Annotated in this window: 19 protein-coding genes and 1 pseudogene; 6 read left to right on the top strand and 14 right to left on the bottom strand. The window is 38.4% G+C overall.

Annotated features, from left to right (window positions below):
* Positions 1–12: 12 nt before the first annotated feature.
* The 10 genes from MKX62_RS18390 to MKX62_RS18345 all read right to left on the bottom strand — a co-directional run bounded on the left by MKX62_RS18390 (position 13) and on the right by MKX62_RS18345 (position 10,846).
* A complete protein-coding gene (locus MKX62_RS18390; RefSeq protein ID WP_304627124.1) occupies positions 13–1,311 on the bottom strand; it encodes an arsenic transporter in 1,299 nt (432 codons plus the stop codon).
* A gap of 15 nt (positions 1,312–1,326) precedes the next feature.
* Positions 1,327–1,674, bottom strand: coding sequence for an ArsR/SmtB family transcription factor (locus MKX62_RS18385; protein WP_067208877.1), 348 nt, complete (start codon positions 1,672–1,674; stop codon positions 1,327–1,329).
* A 278-nt stretch (positions 1,675–1,952) separates the two neighbouring features.
* Positions 1,953–2,585: an FMN-binding negative transcriptional regulator gene (locus tag MKX62_RS18380; RefSeq protein ID WP_067208875.1), complete on the bottom strand. Its 633-nt coding sequence runs from the start codon at positions 2,583–2,585 to the stop codon at positions 1,953–1,955.
* Between the two features lie 174 nt (positions 2,586–2,759).
* Positions 2,760–3,053 carry an RNA polymerase alpha subunit C-terminal domain-containing protein gene (locus MKX62_RS18375; protein ID WP_340742049.1) on the bottom strand — a complete coding sequence of 98 codons (294 nt, stop codon included), beginning with the start codon at positions 3,051–3,053 and terminating at the stop codon, positions 2,760–2,762.
* A 636-nt stretch (positions 3,054–3,689) separates the two neighbouring features.
* Positions 3,690–5,492, bottom strand: coding sequence for a glutamine--fructose-6-phosphate transaminase (isomerizing) (gene glmS / locus MKX62_RS18370; RefSeq protein ID WP_340742048.1), 1,803 nt, complete (start codon positions 5,490–5,492; stop codon positions 3,690–3,692).
* Positions 5,493–6,234: 742 nt separating this feature from the next.
* Complete coding sequence (locus MKX62_RS18365) at positions 6,235–6,987, bottom strand: hypothetical protein (protein WP_340742047.1); 753 nt, start codon at positions 6,985–6,987, stop codon at positions 6,235–6,237.
* Between the two features lie 92 nt (positions 6,988–7,079).
* Entirely contained in the window at positions 7,080–7,769 is a 690-nt protein-coding gene (locus tag MKX62_RS18360; RefSeq protein ID WP_187047688.1) for a copper homeostasis protein CutC, read from the bottom strand.
* A 27-nt stretch (positions 7,770–7,796) separates the two neighbouring features.
* Positions 7,797–8,801 (bottom strand): asparaginase, encoded by a 1,005-nt coding sequence (locus MKX62_RS18355; protein ID WP_340742046.1) that lies wholly within the window; start codon positions 8,799–8,801, stop codon positions 7,797–7,799.
* 38 nt (positions 8,802–8,839) lie between these two features.
* The gene (locus MKX62_RS18350) at positions 8,840–9,307 is read right to left on the bottom strand and encodes a GNAT family N-acetyltransferase (RefSeq protein WP_067208863.1); all 468 of its coding nucleotides are present in this window, start codon (positions 9,305–9,307) and stop codon (positions 8,840–8,842) included.
* Positions 9,308–9,856: 549 nt separating this feature from the next.
* Complete coding sequence (locus MKX62_RS18345; RefSeq protein ID WP_067208860.1) at positions 9,857–10,846, bottom strand: YecA family protein; 990 nt, start codon at positions 10,844–10,846, stop codon at positions 9,857–9,859.
* Between the two features lie 1,264 nt (positions 10,847–12,110).
* Between MKX62_RS18345 and speD the strand changes: the two genes are divergently transcribed.
* The 6 genes from speD to nspC all read left to right on the top strand — a co-directional run bounded on the left by speD (position 12,111) and on the right by nspC (position 18,736).
* The gene (gene speD, locus MKX62_RS18340; RefSeq protein WP_231885804.1) at positions 12,111–12,941 is read left to right on the top strand and encodes an adenosylmethionine decarboxylase; all 831 of its coding nucleotides are present in this window, start codon (positions 12,111–12,113) and stop codon (positions 12,939–12,941) included.
* Positions 12,942–12,985: 44 nt separating this feature from the next.
* Entirely contained in the window at positions 12,986–14,413 is a 1,428-nt protein-coding gene (locus tag MKX62_RS18335; RefSeq protein ID WP_340742603.1) for an aminotransferase class I/II-fold pyridoxal phosphate-dependent enzyme, read from the top strand.
* Complete coding sequence (speE, locus tag MKX62_RS18330) at positions 14,410–15,261, top strand: polyamine aminopropyltransferase (RefSeq protein ID WP_067208855.1); 852 nt, start codon at positions 14,410–14,412, stop codon at positions 15,259–15,261. Before MKX62_RS18335 ends, speE begins: the two co-directional genes overlap by 4 nt.
* Positions 15,251–16,096, top strand: a complete 846-nt coding sequence (gene speB / locus MKX62_RS18325; RefSeq protein WP_340742045.1) for an agmatinase — start codon at positions 15,251–15,253, stop codon at positions 16,094–16,096. The genes speE and speB overlap by 11 nt, the downstream gene beginning before the upstream one ends.
* Positions 16,097–16,386: 290 nt before the next feature.
* On the top strand, positions 16,387–17,586 hold the full coding sequence (locus MKX62_RS18320) for a saccharopine dehydrogenase family protein (RefSeq protein WP_187047683.1): 1,200 nt from the start codon (positions 16,387–16,389) through the stop codon (positions 17,584–17,586).
* A 13-nt stretch (positions 17,587–17,599) separates the two neighbouring features.
* Positions 17,600–18,736: a carboxynorspermidine decarboxylase gene (nspC, locus tag MKX62_RS18315; protein WP_067208849.1), complete on the top strand. Its 1,137-nt coding sequence runs from the start codon at positions 17,600–17,602 to the stop codon at positions 18,734–18,736.
* 51 nt (positions 18,737–18,787) lie between these two features.
* On the opposite strand, the gene MKX62_RS18310 is transcribed toward nspC, so the two are convergent.
* The 4 genes and pseudogenes from MKX62_RS18310 to MKX62_RS18295 all read right to left on the bottom strand — a co-directional run bounded on the left by MKX62_RS18310 (position 18,788) and on the right by MKX62_RS18295 (position 22,857).
* Positions 18,788–19,513, bottom strand: coding sequence for a 3D domain-containing protein (locus tag MKX62_RS18310; RefSeq protein WP_340742602.1), 726 nt, complete (start codon positions 19,511–19,513; stop codon positions 18,788–18,790).
* Between the two features lie 330 nt (positions 19,514–19,843).
* A pseudogene (locus tag MKX62_RS18305) lies at positions 19,844–20,620 on the bottom strand (Cof-type HAD-IIB family hydrolase); the annotation flags it as partial.
* Positions 20,621–20,875: 255 nt separating this feature from the next.
* Positions 20,876–22,591 (bottom strand): phosphoenolpyruvate--protein phosphotransferase, encoded by a 1,716-nt coding sequence (gene ptsP, locus MKX62_RS18300; RefSeq protein WP_340742044.1) that lies wholly within the window; start codon positions 22,589–22,591, stop codon positions 20,876–20,878.
* Positions 22,591–22,857 (bottom strand): phosphocarrier protein HPr, encoded by a 267-nt coding sequence (locus MKX62_RS18295; RefSeq protein ID WP_067208839.1) that lies wholly within the window; start codon positions 22,855–22,857, stop codon positions 22,591–22,593. The genes ptsP and MKX62_RS18295 overlap by 1 nt, the downstream gene beginning before the upstream one ends.
* Between the last annotated feature and the right edge of the window lie 35 nt (positions 22,858–22,892).

Below are 22,892 nucleotides of genomic sequence, written 5' to 3'. Positions count from 1 at the left end.
ACCTTTTGTGTTTTATTGTATGATTGACAGCCATAAATACAGTCCTATTAGTGTAATCAGAAGTGTAGGAACCGTTAAAATAATTCCGATTTTAAAATAGCTACCCCAAGATATCTTCACACCTTTTTGAGATAAAACATGTAGCCATAGTAAAGTGGCCAACGAACCGATTGGCGTTATTTTGGGACCTAAATCCGATCCGATGATATTTGCATAAATCAAAGCCTCGCGAATAGGACCTGTCGTAGTCGTTTCTGATATAGCTAACGCGTTAATCATGACCGTAGGCATATTATTCATAAGTGAGGACAATATCGCTGCAATAAATCCCATAGAAATCGTTGCAATAAAGAGTCCTTGATTGGCTGCCAATTGAATGACATCGCCCAATACAGCTGTAAGACCAACATTACGCAATCCGTAGACAACAACGTACATCCCAACAGAGAAGAAAACGATGGCCCAAGGTGCCCCTTTAAGTACTTGCTTCGTGTGTACAGCTGGACTTCTTTGTGCCATGGCCATAAAGAATATCGCCGTAAGCCCAGCAATAATAGAAACAGGCAATCCCGTAAACCCACTAGAGAAATACCCTAAGAGTAATACGCTTAAAATCAGCCAAGTTAGTCGGAACATTTTTATATCCTTGATAGCATCCTTCGGTTCTTTTAAATCCGAGACATCATAGTCTTTAGGAATACTTTTACGGAAGAATAACAACAACACTAAAATGCTCGCAACTAATGCAAATAAATTCGGAACAATCATTCTGGTTGCATATTCAACAAATCCGATACCGAAAAAGTCTGCTGAAACAATATTGACTAAGTTACTCACAACTAATGGCAACGAAGTGGTATCAGCTATAAAACCACTGGCAATAATAAATGGAAAAATCATCTTTTCATTGAAATTCAAATTTCTTACCATTGCAAGAACAATTGGCGTTAGTATTAATGCAGCCCCATCGTTTGCGAACAAAGCCGCAACAACTGCACCTAAAATACTGACGTAAACAAACATGCGAATCCCACTGCCTTTAGCTAATCTAGCCATATGTAAGGCAGCCCACTCAAAGAATCCGATTTCATCTAAGATCAATGAGATGATTATAATGGCGATGAAAGCAAGAGTAGCATTCCATACAATCCCTGTAACATCAATAACGTCTTGAAAGTTAACCACTCCTACTAATAAAGCGATTATTGCTCCAATACAAGCGGACCATCCAATTGATAAATTTCTAGGCTGCCAAATAACAAAAATAATTGTAATGATGAATATCAATGATGCCATTATTACTGAAACCAACGCCCTTTCCCCTTCCTACTCGCAGCAAACTCTAAGCCCTTGCGCTTCCAGTCTAGCTATAGACTCATTCTGTTCAGGAAGCTGTTCAAGAATGCTTTGAATAAACGGATAGTCTTCATGATTTTTGTTAATCGAGAAGAAAATCCATTGTCCTCTACGTTCTTCTTTCACTACCTTAATATCTCTAAGTTTACGCAAGTGTTGGCTGATTGCTGGCTGACTCATATTAAAAATCTCAACAAATTCACACACACAGCATTCATGTGACTTGAGTAGCTGCATCATGGTCAAACGGGTTGGATCTCCGAGTAATTTTAAGAGTTGCGATGCTTGCTGCATATCAATCGTTACTGTTTCATTCATTAGTCATCCCTCCTCAAATCATCATATAAGAATACACTTATATTCACAAGTGAATTATTCTACTTAACTATATTATATTGGGCTTTACTCGAAAGAAATTTTGTTAGGACATGACCAAAAGATATTATACCGATTTGAAGTTCCAATTTGTTGTTTGTATTTCTATTTAGTGAACCTCTTATTCTAAACGCCAAATAATACCCTTTTGATTTTCAAGTAAGCATTATTTGGCGTTTAGGGAAAGGATTTTCCACGCCATTACCGGATTTATTAACATATTAATCAGAATCTCCGTAATTCTCTACTCTCTTTTTCATCACCTTCGCCATTTGTTGGGAACTTGTTTCTTCTTCCCCATGCAGTTTATCAACGATGTTAAGATAATCCTCCTCATTGCGATTCTGACTTAATTTATAGGCAGCTTGAATTTCTCCTACTTTAATTTTAAATCCAACAATTCCTTTTAGTTCTTTTTCTACTAACTGAGGAGATAGTTTGTTCCATAAAACCGGATTCTTTCGATGCTTCTCGTATTTTTGTAGCATCATTATTAGGTCTTGTTTTAACTCTTCCTCATCCAAAATGCTCGCAATGCCATATACATGTACGGCTTGATAATTCCATGTTGGAACATTTTCATGCCCGTACCAAGAAGAAGAAATATAAGCATGTGGCCCCTGGAACATAACTAGTACATCATCACAGCCTTCGAATGTTCTCCATTGTGGATTCCCATATGCCATGTGCCCGGTAATATAATAATCATCTCCTTTTTTATTTAGCGCCAAAGGTAAATGACTAGCAATTGGTTTATTTTGTTTTATTGTAACAATAGTTCCAAATGAGTTCTCTTGAACAAATTCTTTAATTTCATCTACGTCTGTAACTTTAAAATACTTGGGAATATACATGATTAACCTCCTCTTTGATTACTAAAGTGGCATTTATTGCCACATTAATTGAAAATGATTGGTATGCAGATTTCATAATTCAAACACGTAGTACCGACCTAGATACACTCATACAATAAATCCCATTGAATTCGCTTTGGTACCTTCGCAAAAATAAGAAGACCGATCCTGTCTTTAAGGTTTAAATACTAATCCAATTTCCTCCAAAGAGTTTCTAAGTATAGGCAGAGAAGCTGGGCCAATACCGTGAAATTGTAAAATTTCTTTTTCGCTAAACATTGATAGTTGTTGTAACGTTCCAATACCGTGATGCTCTAACGCTCTCCTTGCAGGTGCTGAGAGCTTTGAGAGAAATCCCTTGTCCGGCTCACGTTCTTCCTCGCATATCGGACAGCTTGGACAATCACTACTTTTATAATAGTTGTGTCCGTTGCTACATATTCGTAAGCTCCTGTTTGAAGTTCCCATTGTAAAATGTCTCCTTCCTTAAAATCTATATTCCCTTAATTATAGAATACTTCGAGTATACTTTTTATTGAATGATACCAGGTTCTGAAACCATTAGTCATTCAAAGAGACTCGTGTACTCCGAACTTATTTCTTGATTAATTCCGTAATGATTTTGTTTACCATCTTATCCATTTTGGATGATTCATATCTCCGCATCCAAGAAAAAATTTCCATACCTTTAATCTGTCTTGAAGTACGGCTTCATTGCGATCACCATATGCGCTAAACGAGTACGAATGAAGCTCTCTACTTTAGATTTCCCTTAATGAACCCGTACAGTTTCAACTCCCCTCGTACATTTATGCACTATTATCAATAATATGAGTTTTTTTATTTTCCTAGGAGTTTAAGTACATTCCTCAACAAACTTCCATATATCATTTCATTTATTTCTATAAATCCAGTTTACACTCAACTATTTCATTAAATAAGCCCTTTTACAACGAAACACCCCTTTGGATAAAAATCCAAAGGGGTGTTTCGTAACTTTTTTATAAACGTCGCATTTTTTTACAAACATCGCGACTTTATTTTAAATCCACAACTTTATTTCAAAGCTACATCACATCAAAAAAATTGATACTCAAACTAACCTCACTCCACCGTAACTGATTTTGCTAAATTACGAGGTTTGTCAACGTCGCATCCTCTATGAAGAGCAGCGTAATAGCTAATTAGCTGCAAGGGGATAACGGCAACAAGAGGTGTAAGTAAGGCATGCACTTTGGGCAGAACAAAACGATCATTCTCTTCTTCCAACCCTTCCATTGACAGTATGCAAGGATTCGCTCCGCGCGCGACAACTTCTTTAACATTACCACGAGTGTTGAGACTCACTGCTTGTTGTGTAACAATTGCAAACACAGGTGTGCCCTCTTCAATCAGCGCAATCGTCCCATGTTTTAATTCCCCACCTGCGAAGCCCTCTGCTTGAATGTAGGAAATTTCTTTTACTTTAAGTGCACCTTCTAAGCTAACGTAATAGTCTAGGTTCCGCCCGATGAAGAAAGCATTTCGAGAAACTGCTAAGAATTCATGTGCGATTTGCTCCATTTCCTCTTTTGAATCCACAAGTGTTTGGATTGCATTCGCTGTGATGGCAAGCTCTTTCTTCAAGTCAATTTCTACTGTTTTCCCTCGTTTTTTGGCTACAACATAAGCTACGATAGCAAGAACTGCTACTTGAGCTGTATATGCTTTTGTCGAAGCTACAGCAATTTCCGGACCAGCGTATAACAGTAATGTATGATCCGCTTCACGAGAAAGTGTGGAGCCTGTAGCGTTTGTTAACGTAATGCTTGGGTAGCCTAACGCTTTTATTTTCACCAATACTTGACGGCTGTCCGCAGTCTCTCCAGATTGTGTAATGAAAAGAAATAACGGTTTTTCCGAAAGAAGTGGCATGTTATAGCCAAATTCACTTGAAATATGCACTTCAACCGGAATACCAGCAATTTTTTCAAAATAGTGCTTGCCGATAAGACCAGCGTGATAGCTTGTGCCCGCTGCAATTATATAAAGACGGTCAGCTTCGTTAAACGCATTTACAATATTCTCATCCATTGCAAGTTCACCTTGCTCGTTTTCATATGCTTGAAGAATTTTACGAATAACACCTGGCTGTTCGTCCATTTCTTTCAGCATAAAGTGAGGGTACGTGCCTTTCTCAATATCACTCATATCGAGCTCTGCAGTAAAAGGTGCACGATCAATAGTTTCGCCATCCAATGTCATCAGTTCGATTGCTTGTTTACGAACAATGACAACTTCTTGATCGTGTAGTTCAACGTATTGGTTTGTTACTTGTAACATCGCCATCGCATCAGAAGCAACCACATTGAAGTTGTCTCCAACTCCTATTAATAATGGGCTCTTGTTTTTGGCAACAAAAATAGTGTCTGCCTCATCAGCATCTAACATGGCGATTGCATAGGAACCATGGAGTAAAGACAGTGTGTGACGGAAAGCTGTTTCAGTAGTCATACCATCTTTAACAAACTTTTCAACAAGTTGTACGATGATTTCTGTATCCGTGTCAGAAATCATTTGAACGTCCTGTAAATACTCTTTTTGAAGGTTATGATAATTCTCGATTACACCATTGTGCACAAGTGTAAACCGACTCGATGTACTTTGATGTGGATGTGCATTCGTTTGATTTGGAACGCCATGAGTCGCCCAGCGTGTTTGACCAATTCCAGTTGACGCTAACACTGTTGAATCCACTGCTGCACGTAGGTCTGCAATACGTCCTTTTTCTTTTATAACAGTAATACCTTTTTCATTGCGGAGTGCGATTCCCGCCGAGTCATACCCACGATATTCTAACCTTTCAAGTCCCTTTAATAGAATTTCTTTCGTATCTAAATCACCAATATAACCTACTATTCCACACATATTTTTTCCTCCGATATTTGCAAAATAAGCAATACTTAACTACACCTCAGCTGAATTAGCGAAGTGTCCTTACATATTGCTTGAATGATTTTGCCTTTTTGCTCCTTTGTCCATTCGATTGCTCAAATGATTTACTAGCAAAAAATACAACCGGGCAATTGCGATTGGGAGGCTTCCGCCGAAAGTTCGATACTCCTCCACCTCGTCTGCTGAAAATTAGTAACGTCCGATTTCTTCAGCACTGGCGCTTTAACTGTTTTCCGATTTACATTTAACGCGCGATTTTCACTCCTTTTACACGCGGTGACCAATAGCTTATCTAGTACTAGTAGCTATGAATCAACTTTATCATCTTACATAACTTGCTGTTTTTTTGTCAATAAATAAAGAGAGTAAGACTAGATTTTTTTCTAATCCCCCTATTCACTAATATATGCAGAATGATAGTGAGATCACAACAGTTTTGGGAAATCAAAAAAATCAGTCACTTTCGTTAAATGGCTGATTACTCGTCCTATATTCAATTGGTTTAAGAACAAAAAGTCAGTCAAGATTAATTAGCTTTTGTATCAAAGTATCCTGCTATCCCGATGTCATACAAGGGAATAATTTGATTCTAATAACACAAGCGGTTCTCTTACTTATCTAGTTGTAACTACACTATTATTATCAGTTACTGCTTACTCAAACATATAATTCTATTCATTTTAATAGCTAGCTTTTGTGTAACATTTCAAAGTTATTAGACTGAAAGAGATGGAAAACCCGCACGACTCCACAACCATAAAGGGGTATGAACATCAATTGGAGATAACTCACTATCAATTAGTGCCTTTTCCCATGATTTAGCAACTATCTGTCTATTATCCGACGAACCATCTAATACCTCAGAAGAACATAGACCTAAATTTACGCTAGCTTTCAAAATATGCGTATCAGGAGCTATTGTAATCAATTCTCGAGACCTCCAGCAAACTCCCGTATACCTTTCCATGGCATATAACCAGTAATTGAAAATCTTAGGTCCAGAAAGATATGGAAATTCTGGCTTTCTATTGATTTCCATAATGCTTTTTAAGATGGCTATATCAAATTGAGCAGATTCAATCAATCCTATTACGTCACCTCTTTGAGATGATTGAGTTATTCCCTTAGACACACGTTGCCAAATTTCCGGGTGGCGATTGGGTTGTAAAGCAACTCGGTAATAAACCAAAATACTACGTAATTCATCCAAATTACTTTCAGATACGACTTTTGGATTAAAGATCCAACGAGAACTTTTATCCAAATAAGCTTGTGCAACCGACTCCCATAATTTATATGAGTTTCTTTGATAATTTAAAGCCATTCCTAATGTCAGTCCATTCATTAAATCATCTTTGGGAACAATTCCAATCAGAGCATCCTCTGGCATTATTTCACCACCAAGCAACCCTTCAGCATGCATTTGTATTAGTAATTTCACATTTCCAATAAAGGTTTTGTTTTCCATTCGATCCTCCGAACCTATTTCAACTATTATTTCTATAATCTCATTTGTCGTAATCCCAATGTTTGTAGGTACAATTTCACTTTTCTCCAAATTTAACTATGCTCAAGTTCACTTTTTATCGCTGTAATAATCGCTCCATCAATCGGATACATGAAGCTCCTGTTAACACGGACAGCCGACCCAAAATGAACTTCTTCTATCCCTGTTGCAGACACCAATGAAGACAGCGTTTCAGGGTTCATACCATTCCCCGCTAAAATTAGGACAGAAGTATCTTTAGACTTGTCCACCAACTTTTTCAGCTGTTCAGCAGCTTCTGGCGCTGGTGCTTGTCCCCCTGAAGTCAATATCCGCTGAATCTGTGGGAAACGAGCAATGACTTCTAAAGCTTCCAGCTGATCTTCTATCTCATCAAATGCACGGTGAAAAGTGACTTTCATCTCTCCAGTTTCCTCCAACAAACGTGAGAGGGCATCCGTATTCACTTTACGCTCTTCAGTTAGTACTCCAACAACAACTCCCGCAGCTCCCGCACGTTTAATATGGCGAATGTCAGCTATCATTACAGCTAAATCGTTGTCATCATAGTGAAAAGTTCGACTATGTGGCCGAACGATTACATGGACTGGAATATTTACACCTGCAACCACTGCTTCCACCAATCCCAAACTTGGCGTTAGGCCACCTTCAGTCAAAGCTGCGCAAAGTTCCAATCGGTCGGCACCACTTCGTTCTGCAGCAATTGCATCCGTCAAACTTGTAGCTATAATTTCTAACATCATTTTGGTTACACCTCCTATGAATGCATTTTATTTTTGTAAATCAAATACGACTTTTCTTTCCCCGACAATCACATTATTATCATTTATAATTTCTTTTGGCGCTAACTTATACAAACGCTCAATCGTTTCATGGTTTTCATAACCGATCTGCTCCAAAATAGATGCAATAATGATTGGCCACACAAGCTCGGATCCATCCATTACTTTTAATGCAAAGCCCATTCGCTCATTCTTAAGTGCAAAACCATACACGCCCTTAGCTCCACCTTTAGCAACGATATTTGGGTCCGCCAATAAAACAGAGCAAATGAAATCATGACTCGCAATCATTTCCGGATGTGCATTCATATAGCGAGTAATTTTAACGACAGCTTCTCTCATTTCTCGTTGCTGAATCAAATCTGGACAAGCAAGTTTCAGGTACGCTTGAGCAATGTTCTGAAGCGGCATTGCATACACAGGGAATCCACATCCATCAATTCCAATGCCAAAGTCTTTCTTCGGATAATTGGCCATATCAGCCATCGCGGCCAAGCTCAGCTGCTGTACCGGATGTTCCAACTTCCAATAACCGTCAATGTCGTATCCCAGCACTTTTGCCAAAGCGATAAAACCGCTATGCTTTCCTGAACAGTTATGGTAAAGCTTTCGCTGCTTCCCGTGCTTTCGATGATAGTCCGCTTTTGCTTCTTCATTCAGCGGATAGGTTGGACAGCAATAAAATTGCTCTTCATTAATTCCGACCTTTTGTAAAATCGAATCCAGCGCCTCAATGTGATAGTCTTCTCCACGATGCGAAGCAGCAAATAAAGTAGCTTCTTTGGATGTAAGTCCGAACTTGTCATCTACTCCATTTTGAATAACTGGAATCGCCTGAAATGGTTTTGCTGCCGAACGAAGAAATGTCATATGATTTTCGTTGCCAACAGAATAAAGGATATCGCCATCTGCATTGATTCCACAAATAACACCCATATGAACGTTTTCTAAAATGTCATTACGATATTCTTCCACTATTACTTGTTGGTCCACTGTTTATTCCCTCCACTTGCTCGTTATGAAAGAATTCCCTACAGGTGGTAGCTCATCACAATGAGTTCACCACTTCTCCCCATCTCCCGAACGCCTTCATCAATATAGCCACACTTTTTATACAGGGCTTGAGCTATCTCATTTTTAATATTTACAGCTAGTACGATCTCATCAATGCCAATAAAATTACTTCTAACAAATTCTGGTATAAGCATCAATGCTTTCTTCCCATAACCTTTACCTTGCTGATGAAAATCCGTTGAAAAGCTTCTAATTAATATAGCATCGTCATTAGGAGAAAAAGGGTTAACCCCTTCACCTTTATGTAAGCTAAAGAACGTTACAAGTTGCTCATTTTCTACCGCTAAAATCGAATAGCGATTCTCTTCCGTATTCGAAAGATCAATAGAATCTTTTGGGGTTCCCGTAAATCGTTGCTGTTCGCTAGTTAGTGTATAGTTTTCTATGAGTTTAGCAAAAGCATGATTATAAAAATGCAGTTTCATGTATTCTACTCCCTTCCACAAAAGTACGTACGTTCCAGTTAAGAAGTTCTATGTATGCCATTAACATAATAACCAATTACTTAAATGACTACGTCACCTCCTGCGTTTACTGAGAACCGATTATTCCAAAGAGTTAAATTCCATTATATCAGCACTTGCCCTAACAAACTTAAATTATTTCATTACAATTAAAGGATTACCATTTACCAACATTTGCAAGAAAATCCCAACACTTATAAGCAATAAAAAAAAGACTCCAAAATTTATGGAGTTCCTCCTTTGCAGTGCTTCATGACAAAACAAATATGTGAATCTACCTATATAATGGCACCTCCCATTTCTCTTTGTCTTCTTCATACTAAATACAGTTTTTATGATTTTTTGTTTTTCTCCAAGACTTTGAATGACAATGCCACCCGTGAAGAGTCAGCATATTCACTTGCTATAACGAGTTTAAGATACAAATCAATTCATTTTTTGATGAAATAAAAAAAGAACATCCCACTCCATTTTTTCAAATGAGTAGGATGTTCTTTATAAAAATATGGATCAATCTTTGCTAGTATAATACGCATTTAAATCATTATAATATTTATTCAATGAAGAGGTAGACACTTCAAACCATTCAGCAATCTCTTTCACAGTTATCGTAAGAGGTTCAAATAAGGCATTTTCTTGGCCAAATCGAATTGCTCCAGCTGCAATCGCCACTTCTTTACGTGCGTTCGGCTGCTGTTCTACTAAATAATCTTCTATTATTTCTATTAATTGCTCAGATTCACGTTCATTTTCCTCTAAAAACTCTATTGCTTTTTGGAGTACACCCGCTTCAAAGTTTGTAAATTCTCCTCCGTCGTAGCCATCCTCACCAAGTAGCTTCCAAAATGCAATTCCATTTTCTTTTAAAAATGAGGGAACAGATTGTTCTTCTTGTGATTCAAATTGCTTCACAAATCTCCCGAATGCTTTTGTATAATCGGTTGGGAAGAAAATCAAGCTTGAAATCGCCAAATAGTGATTATCTTTGGATGAGCCATCCGGTAAAATGAAGCAATACACATGGACGCCTACTGGAACAGGCTTTTCACTTTCACGTCGTAAACGTATCGTTTCGTCTTCTAATATATTTTTAATGGACATATATGTATCATCTACAGCTACTACTTCTCCAATGAAAATACGTGGATCAGACCATGTTTCTAACACTTTCACTACAGATGGACGGATAATTTTCTTTTGTTGTTTCTTCATATAATTCGTCCAAATGTCCGGTTTGTGATGGAAAAAGAATTCATCCATGACAATCGCTTCAATCATTTCCTCGACTAAATATTCCTTAAGTGGCTCACTCCATTTTTTCACCAAGCTCAAGAATTCATTTAGGTCACGTTTTTCAGGATACTCTTCATAAAACGCTTGCAAAATTCTTTCAAGCTCTTCCGATTGCACTTCTTCTATTGAAAATGTCGCTTTCGATTCACAACATTTTTTATATTTTTTCCCACTGCCACAGAGGCATGGATCATTACGTCCAATCACATAAACACGTCCTTTAACTAATTAAGAATACATTTAAGTGTAACATGACTATACAAAAATAATAAGTGTACATTTTAGTTTGCCAGTTTGCTGTATTCATCTACAACGTGTGTATTTACGGTACTATAAATGTAGAAATAAAGAACCTTATTGAATTCGCTACGACGCTAGGGCTTCGACTGCCCCTTGTAAAGCTCCTTCGCTCAGTTTATATTGGTATGGATTTATAACTCTTCCCTAATCAGAATCAGTTTTGAAGATAATTATTAGAACAATGGATACTCATCTATACTACGACACACGTCCTTTAAAATAATCAAAAAAACGACTGTCAGGGCTTTTGCCCGTTAAGTCGTCTGTCCTCTTTTTGCAGTGAAAGAACTCGCTTCTCTCCACTTGTCATTCTCCTAGGCTTTATTTGTCTTCGATGCTCCTCAATAATCGCCTGTAAATTCACAACATCTATCATGCAATATTCCCTCCGTTTCATACTCACTCAATAGCGTATGAACTACAAGCGGAATGGATACACTTTATTAACATGTTGTATTTTTCTGAAAATACAGCCATGAAAGTTATTATTCCCATCTTTTACTGTGTCAGATAAATTATCTAACGCAAAGTAATCTTTAAAATACACATACTCTCGTTAAGAATTCCTTGTATTAAGAATAATCAAAATTAGTTTCCCAGGAAATAATCTACTAACATTTTGAAAGCATCCTATTTCCCGAAGAACAAAATTAATTAATAAATAAATTTTTACAATTAATATATATTACAAAAATATTAATTCTCCATTTTTATTTACACTACTTCAACCTATTTTCTATCCCATTTTTTTCACAGTCAACTAACACTGAATTTAAAAACTATTGACGAAAGATTAAACTTTAGTTTACACTTTTCATGAAGCTCCTTTTAATAGTATAGGTAACTGATTTAGTCGTCGTTTCCTTACTACTAATTAGGGGCATTTTTTCGCAAGTAATTAATAATATTTTAAAGTAGTTCCACTTTTTTTCTACTGCAACTCTAGTGAATGCCTACTAAATATTTTATCTGCATATACCTATATCAACCGAGCGTTGGCGCCTTACTAAGGGTAGCCGAAGCCTTAAGACTGGCCGCGAAGCTGCTTGGCTTAAGGCGAGAGGCATCCCCTAGCGCCGAAGCGAATTCAATGGGATTCTTTATTTTAATTTAAGAAGAATAAATTCTATTGACTAAGAAATGTTATACTTTATAATAAGATTTGTTTTACATGAAAGGCGTGATGGTAGGGTTGGAAAATAAGCTGAAGCTTTATGGCTTTAACAACCTCACAAAGACTCTTAGCTTCAACATCTATGATGTTTGCTATGCGAAAAGTGAGCGGGAGCAAAGTGAATATATTGCTTATATTGATGAGCAATATAATTCCGATAGATTAACCAGTATCCTGTACGAAGTAACTGATATTATCGGGGCACATGTCTTGAATGTCAGTAAACAGGATTATGATCCACAAGGTGCAAGTGTGACCATTCTTATTTCGGAGGAAGCCTTTCCAATCGCATTGATTGATGAATCGTGTAATAAAGGTGAACGAACCATTTTGGGAACTCGTAAAACAGTCGTTGGTCACCTCGATAAAAGTCACGTTACCGTTCACACATATCCGGAATATCATCCCGATAATTCTATCGCTACTTTTCGAGTCGATATTGATGTTTCAACGTGCGGCACAATTTCTCCGTTGAATGCACTTGATTATCTGATTGGGAGTTTCGACTCAGACATTATTACAACTGATTACCGAGTGCGTGGATTTACACGCAATATGGAAGGCGAAAAATTGTATATAGATCATTCTATAGAGTCCATTCGGGATTATATTGACAGCAATACATTGCTGAAATACCATTGGAAAGATATAAATGTACACCAATCCAATATCTTTCATACAAAGCTACTTATAAAAGACATAAACCTGCAGGACTATTTGTTCAATACAGATGTCTCGGAGCTACCTCTTAATGAAAGGCTCGAAATCACAACCATGCTACGAAAAGAGATGACTGAAATTTTTAATGGTTCTAATATAGATGAATGAGGGGTGATTACGTGACACATCTTTTGCAACATAAAGCCCCCATAATGGAGGCGCTGAATCAATACAAATCAATGCGCGTCGTCCCTTTTGACGTTCCAGGTCATAAACGTGGAAGAGGTAATCCTGAATTAGCTGCATTTTTAGGTGAACAATGCTTGAGTATGGATGTCAATTCCATGAAACCACTTGATAATCTCTGCCACCCTGTTTCGGTTATAAAAGAGGCAGAAGAATTAGCAGCTCAAGCATTTAATGCTAAGCACGCCTTTTTCATGGTGAATGGTACCACATCTGCAGTACAGGCAATGATCATGACGGCATGCAAAGCTGGGGATAAAATCATTATGCCACGCAATGTACATCGCAGTGCGATTAATGCCCTCATTTTAAGTGGTGCCGTTCCTATCTATGTTAATCCGGGCGTACACAGTGAACTTGGCATTCCTTTAGGAATGGCCGTAAAAGATGTAGAACAAGCTATCTTAGAAAACACAGATGCTAAAGCCATTCTCATCAACAATCCTACTTATTATGGGATTTGTTCAAACCTGCAAGCTCTTACCGATCTTGCACATCAACACGATATGCTCGTCCTTGTCGATGAGGCACATGGTACTCATTTTTACTTTGGTGATAATCTTCCCGCTTCTGCTATGTCAGTTGGTGCTGATATGGCATCCGTTAGTATGCACAAATCCGGCGGGTCATTGACACAAAGCTCTTTTTTGTTGATAAACAATGACGTAAGCGAAGGTTATACGAGGCAGATTATCAATTTGACACAAACGACAAGTGGATCTTATTTACTGCTCTCTTCCCTGGATATCTCGAGAAGAAGTTTAGCGCTTAACGGAAAAGAGATATTTCAAAAGGTTGCCGAAATGGCACACTATACAAGGACTGAAATCAATAAGATTGGCGGCTATTACGCCTATTCGAAAGAATTGATTAATGGAGATACGATTTTCGACTTTGATGTTACGAAACTTTCGGTGGATACCCGCGACATTGGCTTAGCCGGAATTGAAGTCTATGACATTCTTAGAGATGAGTATGATATTCAAATTGAATTTGGCGATATCGGTAATATTTTGGCTTATATTTCTGTCGGTGACAGGCATCTAGATTTGGAACGGTTAGTCGCAGCACTCGCTGAAATAAAACGCCGCTATTCTAAGAATAAAAACAGCGTTTTCATCCATGATTACATTCGTCCGCAAGTTGCTTTCACACCGCAAGAAGCCTTTTATGCGCCTAAGCAAAAGTTGCCCATTTCGGAGAGCGCAGGTTATATTTCCAGTGAATTCGTTATGTGTTACCCCCCAGGTATCCCGATTTTGGCGCCTGGTGAACGGATTACAGAGGAAATTTTGGATTTCATTCAATACTCCAAAGATAAAGGCTGTTTCTTAACAGGTACTGAAGACAGCGACATTGCAAATATTAATGTGTTGAAGGAGTTGGCGAAATGAATTTATGGTATACAGAAAATCATTCGCCTAATGTCCGTTTTTCATTGGAAGTGGAAGAGCACCTCTACACGGGTAAAAGTGATTTTCAAAAAATCGATATTTTACAAACGTCGGAGTTTGGCCGTGTTCTCACACTAGATGGACTCGTAATGTGTACTGAAAAAGATGAATTTATATATCACGAGATGATTACGCATGTAGCAATGGCAACCAATCCGACTATAAAAAAAGTACTAGTCATTGGGGCTGGTGATGGTGGAACAATCCGTGAATTGACTGCTTACCCAACTATTGAACAAATCGACATGGTTGAAATTGATAAGATGGTTGTTGATGTCTGCAGAGAATATTTACCGCAGACAGCCTCGAAATTAGATGACCCGAGGGTTAATCTGTACTTTGAAGACGGGCTAAAATTTGTTCGTAAAATCGAAAATGATTATGATTTGATCATTGTGGACTCGACAGATCCATTCGGTCCAGGTGAAGGGCTATTCACAAAAGAATTCTACGGCAACTGTTATAAAGCGCTGAAAGAAGATGGAATTCTTGTGAATCAACATGAAAGTCCCTTTTACGCTGAGGATGCGCTTGGTATGAGGAAAGCACACCAAAAAATCGTGGGCTTCTTCCCTGTTTGTAAAGTTTATCAATTTCACATGCCAACTTATCCATCCGGTCATTGGTTGTTTGGTTTTGCGTCGAAGAAATTTGACCCTATTCAAGATTTGGATGCAACAGCATGGAATGACCTTGACCTGAAAACAAGGTATTACAATACAGACATTCATGTTGGTTCATTTGCACTTCCAAACTATGTAAAGGAGCAATTAAAAGATGTTGAATAGAAATGTTGAAACGTTTATTGGTTGTGACAATGAGTATGAAGAATCGAAAATCGTTATTTTTGGGGCTCCATTTGACTCTACAACTTCTTTTCGTCCTGGTACACGCTTCGCAAGTAAAGCAATGCGTGGTGAATCGTTTGGAATTGAGACGTATAGCCCTTATCAGGATAAAGACTTAGAGGATATCGCTGTATTTGACGGTGGCGATTTAGAATTAAGTTTTGGGAACACGACAAGAGCATTAGGACAAATTGAAGATTTCACAACTCAAATTTTGGATGACGGCAAGATTCCCTGCATGATTGGCGGGGAACATCTGGTGACACTCGGTGCAATGCGTGCTGTTGCCAAAAAACATCCTGACCTTCATGTCATTCAATTTGACGCACATGCAGATTTACGTGAGGACTATCTTGGGGAAACCCTTTCTCATGCCACCGTTATTCACAGAATATGGGACTTACTCGGAAACGACAAGATCTTCCAATTCGGTATCCGCTCTGGAGACCGCAGTGAATTCCAATGGGGTAAAGACCATGTGTTTACGAACAAGTTTAACTTTAACGGATTAGAAGAAGTCGTTGAAAAGCTTAAAGGTAAACCAGTCTATTTAACCATCGATTTGGATGTATTGGACCCTTCTGTATTTCCTGGAACAGGTACACCTGAAGCCGGCGGAGTCAGCTTTATGGAATTACTGAATGCCATGTTAACAGTAAGCGGACTCAATATTGTTGCTTGTGATGTAAACGAGCTATCTCCGATTTACGATCAAAGCGGTGTCTCGACAGCGGTAGCATGTAAAGTACTACGCGAATTGTTATTGGCAATTTGAATTCGGTGGCAGTAACTGGCACCGGGGTGTGGCGTTTGGATACATGTATAAACTGAGCGTAGGCGCCTTAAAAGGGATAGCCAACCGAACAACGAAGAGTTCGGTTTGTATAATTTCTGAGTACTTTGCAGAAATTATACAGTTAATGTCCAGAGGTTATTTCCTTTAGGTTCAAGGATATCTCGACTAATCTTGGCGGGAGGCATCCCCTAGCGCCGCAGCAGATTTGAAGGAATTCTTTACTTCAACTTTTCAATCTAAAAAAACTATATTATAGGCGGGTGTTCATTATGGGAAAAGCGTTAATTATTGGTGCTGGTGGAGTTGCAGGAGTAGTTGTTCATAAATGTTGTCAGGTTCCTGACGTATTCGAAGAAATCTGTATCGCAAGTCGTACAGTATCTAAATGTGATGCGTTAAAAGAAAAACTGGATGGCGGCCGTACTAAAATTCAAACGGCGCAAGTAGATGCTGATAATGTGGAAGAACTGGTTGAACTTATTAATAAATTCCAACCAGATATCGTCATTAACGTTGCATTGCCATATCAGGATTTAACGATCATGGATGCATGTCTTGCTACTGGCGTTGACTATGTCGATACAGCAAACTACGAACCTCTTGACGAAGCTAAGTTTGAATACAGCTGGCAATGGGCTTACAGAGAACGTTTTGAAAAAGCTGGCATCACTGCCCTACTTGGAAGCGGCTTCGATCCGGGCGTTACAGGTGTCTTCTCTGCGCATGCACTAAAGCATCATTTCGATGAAATTCATACGATTGACATTGTGGACGCAAACGCTGGTGATCACGGCTATCCGTTCGCTACTAACTTTAATCCTGAAATTAACATCCGTGAAATCACAGCTAATGGAAGCTATTTTGAAAATGGTGAGTTCATCGAAACTGAACCATTATCAATTAAACGTGTCTATAATCTTCCTGAAATCGGTCCAAAAGATGTTTACTTATTACATCACGAGGAACTGGAATCCCTTGCACTCAATATTACAGGTATCAAAAAAATTCGTTTTTGGATGACGTTCTCAGAGAACTATTTGAACCACTTAAAAGTGCTTGAAAACGTTGGAATGACTTCTATTGAACCAATCCTTTTCGAAGGGAAAGAAATCGCTCCCCTTCAATTCTTAAAAGCTGTGCTACCGGATCCAGCTTCTCTTGGGCCAAGAACAATAGGAAAAACGAATATCGGCTGTATTTTCCAAGGTATCAAAGACGGCGAAGAGAAAACGTATTATGTTTACAATATTTGTGACCATCAAGAATGTTACAAAGAAGTAGGTTCACAAGCAATTTCGTATACAACAGGTGTCCCTGCAATGATCGGTGCGATGCTGGTAATGACGGGTAAATGGAAGAATCCTGGCGTACACAATATCGAAGAGTTCAATCCTGATCCATTCATGGAAGCACTCAACAAATATGGTCTACCATGGCAGGAAAGCTTCAATCCTGAATTGATTGACTGAGGAGGGCTTGAAATTGAATATTGATTTAAATGCACTCCCCTCCCCCTGCTATGTAGTGGACGAAGGATTGCTTATTAAAAACTTGGAAAAAATGAAGTCTGTTATTGACCAGACGGGCTGTAAGATTCTACTTGCTCAAAAAGGATTTTCGATGTTCTCAGTTTATCCGTTAATCGGAGAATACTTGAACGGGGTAACATCTAGTTCCGTACACGAAGCAAGACTGGGCTTCGAAGAAATGGGCAAGGAAGTACACACCTACGCCCCTGCCTTTTCGGAAACAGAGATTGATGAGATTCTTTCTTATTCAGATCACATCGTCTTTAATTCGTTTCAACAATATAATCAATTCAAAGAAAAAATTAAAAACCATCCAAAACAAATAGAAATTGGACTTCGCATTAATCCTGAATACTCTGAAATCGAAGTCGATATGTACAATCCTTGTTTTTCGCATTCAAGGTTTGGCGTTACGCTTGAGAATTTTGAAGCGGACCAACTTGAAGGCATCGATGGCTTACACTTCCATACGATGTGCGAACAAAACTCTGATACGCTGGAGCGCACCGTGCAAGTTGTCGATGAAAAGTTTGGGGAATACATTAAAAATATGAAGTGGATCAACTTCGGCGGTGGGCATCATATCACAAGACCCGATTATGATATCGAAACACTTATCCGTTCGATACTGTTTATGAAGAATAAATACGGTGTACAAGTGTATTTAGAGCCTGGTGAAGCTGTTGCATTGAATACTGGCTATCTTGTTGCGACTGTTTTGGACACCCTCCACAACGGTATGCCAATTGCTATTTTAGATACTTCAGCAGCATGTCATATGCCTGATGTACTGGAGATGCCTTATCGCCCTGAAATCATTGGTGCAGGAATGCCAAACGAAAAGGCTTACACCTATCGATTCGGTGGACCTACTTGCCTAGCTGGAGACGTCATTGGCGATTATTCTTTTGATGAGCCATTAAAGCCTGGTGATAAGCTTGTCTTTTGTGATATGGGCCACTACTCGATGGTGAAAAACAATACATTTAATGGTGTTAACTTACCTTCTATCGCCTTAAATACCGTTAGTGATGGTATTCAAGTGATTAAACAGTTTGGGTATGACGATTTTAGAAACCGTCTATCTTAACCAAAATGAAAAACCTGTGCAAAAATACTATTTTTGCACAGGTTTTCTTTATTAATTGAGTACTTTAAGTTTCACTTTTTTGACTCCCCACTCCATTGCATTATTATAAGATGGAATGAAAACATCGATTTTATTCCCTTTAATGGCTCCTCCTGTATCTCCAGCTATCGCTTCTCCATAGCCTTCCACCCAAACCTTTGTACCTAGCGGAATAAGTTTTGGATCTACTGCAATTACTTTCTGATTTGGATTAGAACGTAAGTCAATGCCGTAAGCGGTAGTTCCTGAACAGCCCGTACAGTAGGCTGTATAGGCTGTCGCTGTAACCAGCATCTCTTTTCCATCACTTGCAGGTGGTGGCGTTGGCACGATTGCAGCCGCAATTGTATCTTTCGTTCCCGCATCTGCTACATGCCCACTGACGATTAATACATCACCAGGGTGGATCACCTCGCCTGTTAGGCCGTTCCAATTCGTGAGAGAATCTATAGTAATGTTATGATTAAGTGCAATTCGATACAAATTATCGCCTGCGTTTACTGTATAGCTTTTCGGCTTCGGAGTTGATTCCACTGGTGCGACTAATTCCTGATCTACTACTTCTTGATCAGGTACCTTACTTTCTTCTGCTTCTCCCAAAATCATGTCAACTGCATTTGAAAGGGTTTGTAAATATGTCAGTTCATCATCACTCAGTTGGGCATCTGAGAGTATCGCCGCATCTGTTACTGAATAAGTGGAAAACGCAAAAATTAGGGCTAACAAAAATATTTTCATTTTCAACAAAAGTCTCCTCCTTCATTTCAAATACGATTGCTTATCCTAAACAGCAATCGATAATTTGTTTCCACAAGTATTGCCCCGAATCTTTGAAAAACAAACATTCTAATTAAATAAAAAGAAACCCTTCTCCAAAACAACTAAAATTTGTTTTGAGAATAGGGTATTATTAGCGATTTAGCGATGAAATCTTATTACATAATGTGTAAGTTATCGAATTAAATCCACGAAAATAAAAACAACAATCAGCCATTCATTTGAATGACTAATTGTTGTTTTCACTGTAGGCAATTGTAATAGATCATTTATGTCTCCAATTAGTTTAGATAATAATCCAACCATCTGCAATCCGTAAGCAATACCATCTTCGCCCACATCTTTCGTAACATATCTTGCTGCTTTTTTCACTTCCTCAGGTGCATTCCCCATCGCAACACTATGTCCAGCATACTGAAGCATTTCAATATCATTTAAATTATCACCAAAAGCATAGACTTGATCTTTCGAGAACCCTTTCTTCTCAATGAACTTTTCAATTCCCTTCGCTTTAGAGCCGCCAAGAGGTAGAACATCCATCGAATATTCATGCCAACGGATAAAGTTCAATTTTCGCAAATTGTCTCGATATAATGTTTCTTCATGTTCTTTGCAATACAGGAGTGTTTGATAAATTTCAGTATCGTTGTAATAACTAGCGTCCATTTCTATTTGAGTAGTATCAATATTAAGGGAGGTAAGAGATTCTTCTATATCAGAATGATAGTCAAAAGTGGATCTCATAAATTCTGCACCCATATAAACAAGTGGATGATTTTGCGTTGTGGAAAAACCCGATAAATGCGCTAATAATTCTCTATCAATAGGGTTTTTATAAATGACTTCATTTTCAATTTCAACATACTGACCATTAAAACAAATGAAAGAATCAATTTCCAATTCTTTCCTCAAATCTTCGATAAAGTAAGGAGCACGCCCCGTCGCAAAGGCTACTTCATGTCCTGCTTCTTTTAAAGATTTAACAGCTTCCTTCGCAGAAGCAGGTAATTTCTTATCGTGGTCTAAAAGAGTTCCGTCAATATCAAACATAATCATTTTTTTAGTCATTTTATTTCCCCCATTACAGAATGAATTCATATTTGGTTCAATTTTAAAAGTGTGATTCTTATTTCATACTAATTCGAGGCTAATTGCGGGGTAATTCTAACATACATCAACAAATAAGATTCTTTAGAATGGCGTCGTAGGAATAACAGTGGTGTTGGTGTTTGACACAAGAATACAGCAAAACAATAAATAAAGACAACACCCCTGAACGATTAATCAAGTTCTGGGATGCTGTTTTATGATAACTGTTTTGAATTACAAATTGCTGCGGGCCATAACTGCTTGAACTACATCCTCAGCTGTTGACATCTGCAAGGCTTCATTCGCAAGTTCTACCATATCGCTTTTGTTCAATTTTAGAATTTGAGTACGGGCCTTTAAAATGGATGTGGCACTCATCGAGAATTCATCAAGGCCTAGTCCCAATAGTAAAGGAATAGCGATTTCATCCCCTGCCATTTCCCCACACATCCCAGTCCATTTTCCTTCCTTATGTGAGGCGTCAATAACCATCTTGACCAACCGTAGAATTGCTGGATTATAAGGTTGATATAAATAGGCAACGCGTTCATTCATACGATCAGCAGCCATCGTATATTGGATTAAATCGTTGGTTCCAATACTAAAGAAATCAACTTCCTTCGCGAACTGATCTGCCAGTATTGCAGTGGAAGGGATTTCTACCATGATGCCAACCTCAATAGTAGTGGCAACATTTATATTGTTATTTAGGAGTTCTTGTTTCTCTTCCTCCAAAATTGCTTTAGCCTGGCGGAACTCATCAAGAGTTGCAATCATCGGGAACATGATTTTCAAATTCCCATATGAACTGGCTCTTAAAAGAGCTCTTAATTGCGTTCTGAAAATATCCTGCTCTTCCAAACATAAACGAATAGCGCGAAGTCCTAGGAATGGATTCATTTCTTTAGGGAGATTTAAATAAGGGAGTTCTTTATCCCCACCAATATCAAGGGTCCGAACAACGACCGGTTTACCTGACATTCCCTGTAGAACCTTCTTATATGCCTCGTACTGCTCTTCTTCAGTTGGGAGTTGGTTTCTGCCCATATACAAAAACTCGGTTCTGTATAATCCGATCCCTTCTCCACCATTACTGATGACTCCCTCTAAGTCTTCCGGGGTGCCGATATTTGCAGCTAACTCAACATGATGACCATCAGCAGTAGTTGTTTTTTCATCTACTAGCTTTGTCCATTCAGCTTTTTGTTGCTCATACTTCAATTGTTCATTTTCGTATGTAGCAATGACATCCGGAGTAGGATTAATATGTACCTCTCCTTTAAACCCATCAACAATAATGATGTCACCGTCCTGGATAAGCTTAGTCGCCTCCTTCGTACCTACAACTGCGGGAATTTCCAATGTGCGCGCCATAATCGCAGAATGGGAAGTCTTTCCACCAATATTAGTTGTAAAACCTTTTACAAATTCACGATTTAACTGCGCCGTGTCTGAAGGTGTTAAATCTTCTGCGATAATAATTACTTTTTCAGAAATCATGCTCGGATTTACAATTTCAACATTTAGCAAATGGGACAGCAAACGTTTCGCAACATCACGAATGTCCGAAGCCCGTTCTCTCATATATTCATTATCCATTTGCTCGAACATTGTAATAAACATATCAGACGTTTCTTTGAGTGCGTGTTCAGCATTCACATGATCTGTTTTAATTTTATCTTCAATTGAAGTCAGAAGCTCCGGATCAAGTAAAACTAATATATGTGCATCGAAGATAGCTGCTTCATCTGCACCAAGTCCTTTTGCAGCGGTATCGCGAATTGACTCTAACTCACTTTTCGAAATAGAGACAGCTGACTGAAAACGTGAAAGTTCTTCCGGAATGTCTTCAACAGTTTTTTTACTGAAAGATAGATCTGGCTCAACAAAACGGTACGCTTTTGCTATCGCTATACCATTTGATGCAGAAATCCCATGAAGTAGGCTCATTAGTTAGTCAGTCCTCCGTTTTTCAACGCTTCTTCAAGTTCGTTAAGTGCATCCTGTTCATCGATTCCAGTGGCGCTAATTTTAAATTCTCCACCTAAACCAATACCTAAAGACATTACGCCAAGAATTGATTTTAAATTGACGTTTTTCTCATTGTAAACCAAGTTTATATCGGATTTGAATTTGGTTGCTGTACTTACTAATATTGAAGCGGGTCGCGCATGAATCCCCTGCTCATCCGTAACTATAAATTGTTTTTCAACCATTTAAATCATACTCCCTCATTAAAATAATACTTACT

Origin of the sequence: Sporosarcina sp. FSL K6-5500 (assembly GCF_038005665.1) — a bacterium.
Classification (GTDB): domain Bacteria; phylum Bacillota; class Bacilli; order Bacillales_A; family Planococcaceae; genus Sporosarcina; species Sporosarcina psychrophila.
Note: the sequence above shows the minus strand (reverse complement) of the source record. Positions and strands in the feature narration are given on the sequence as shown.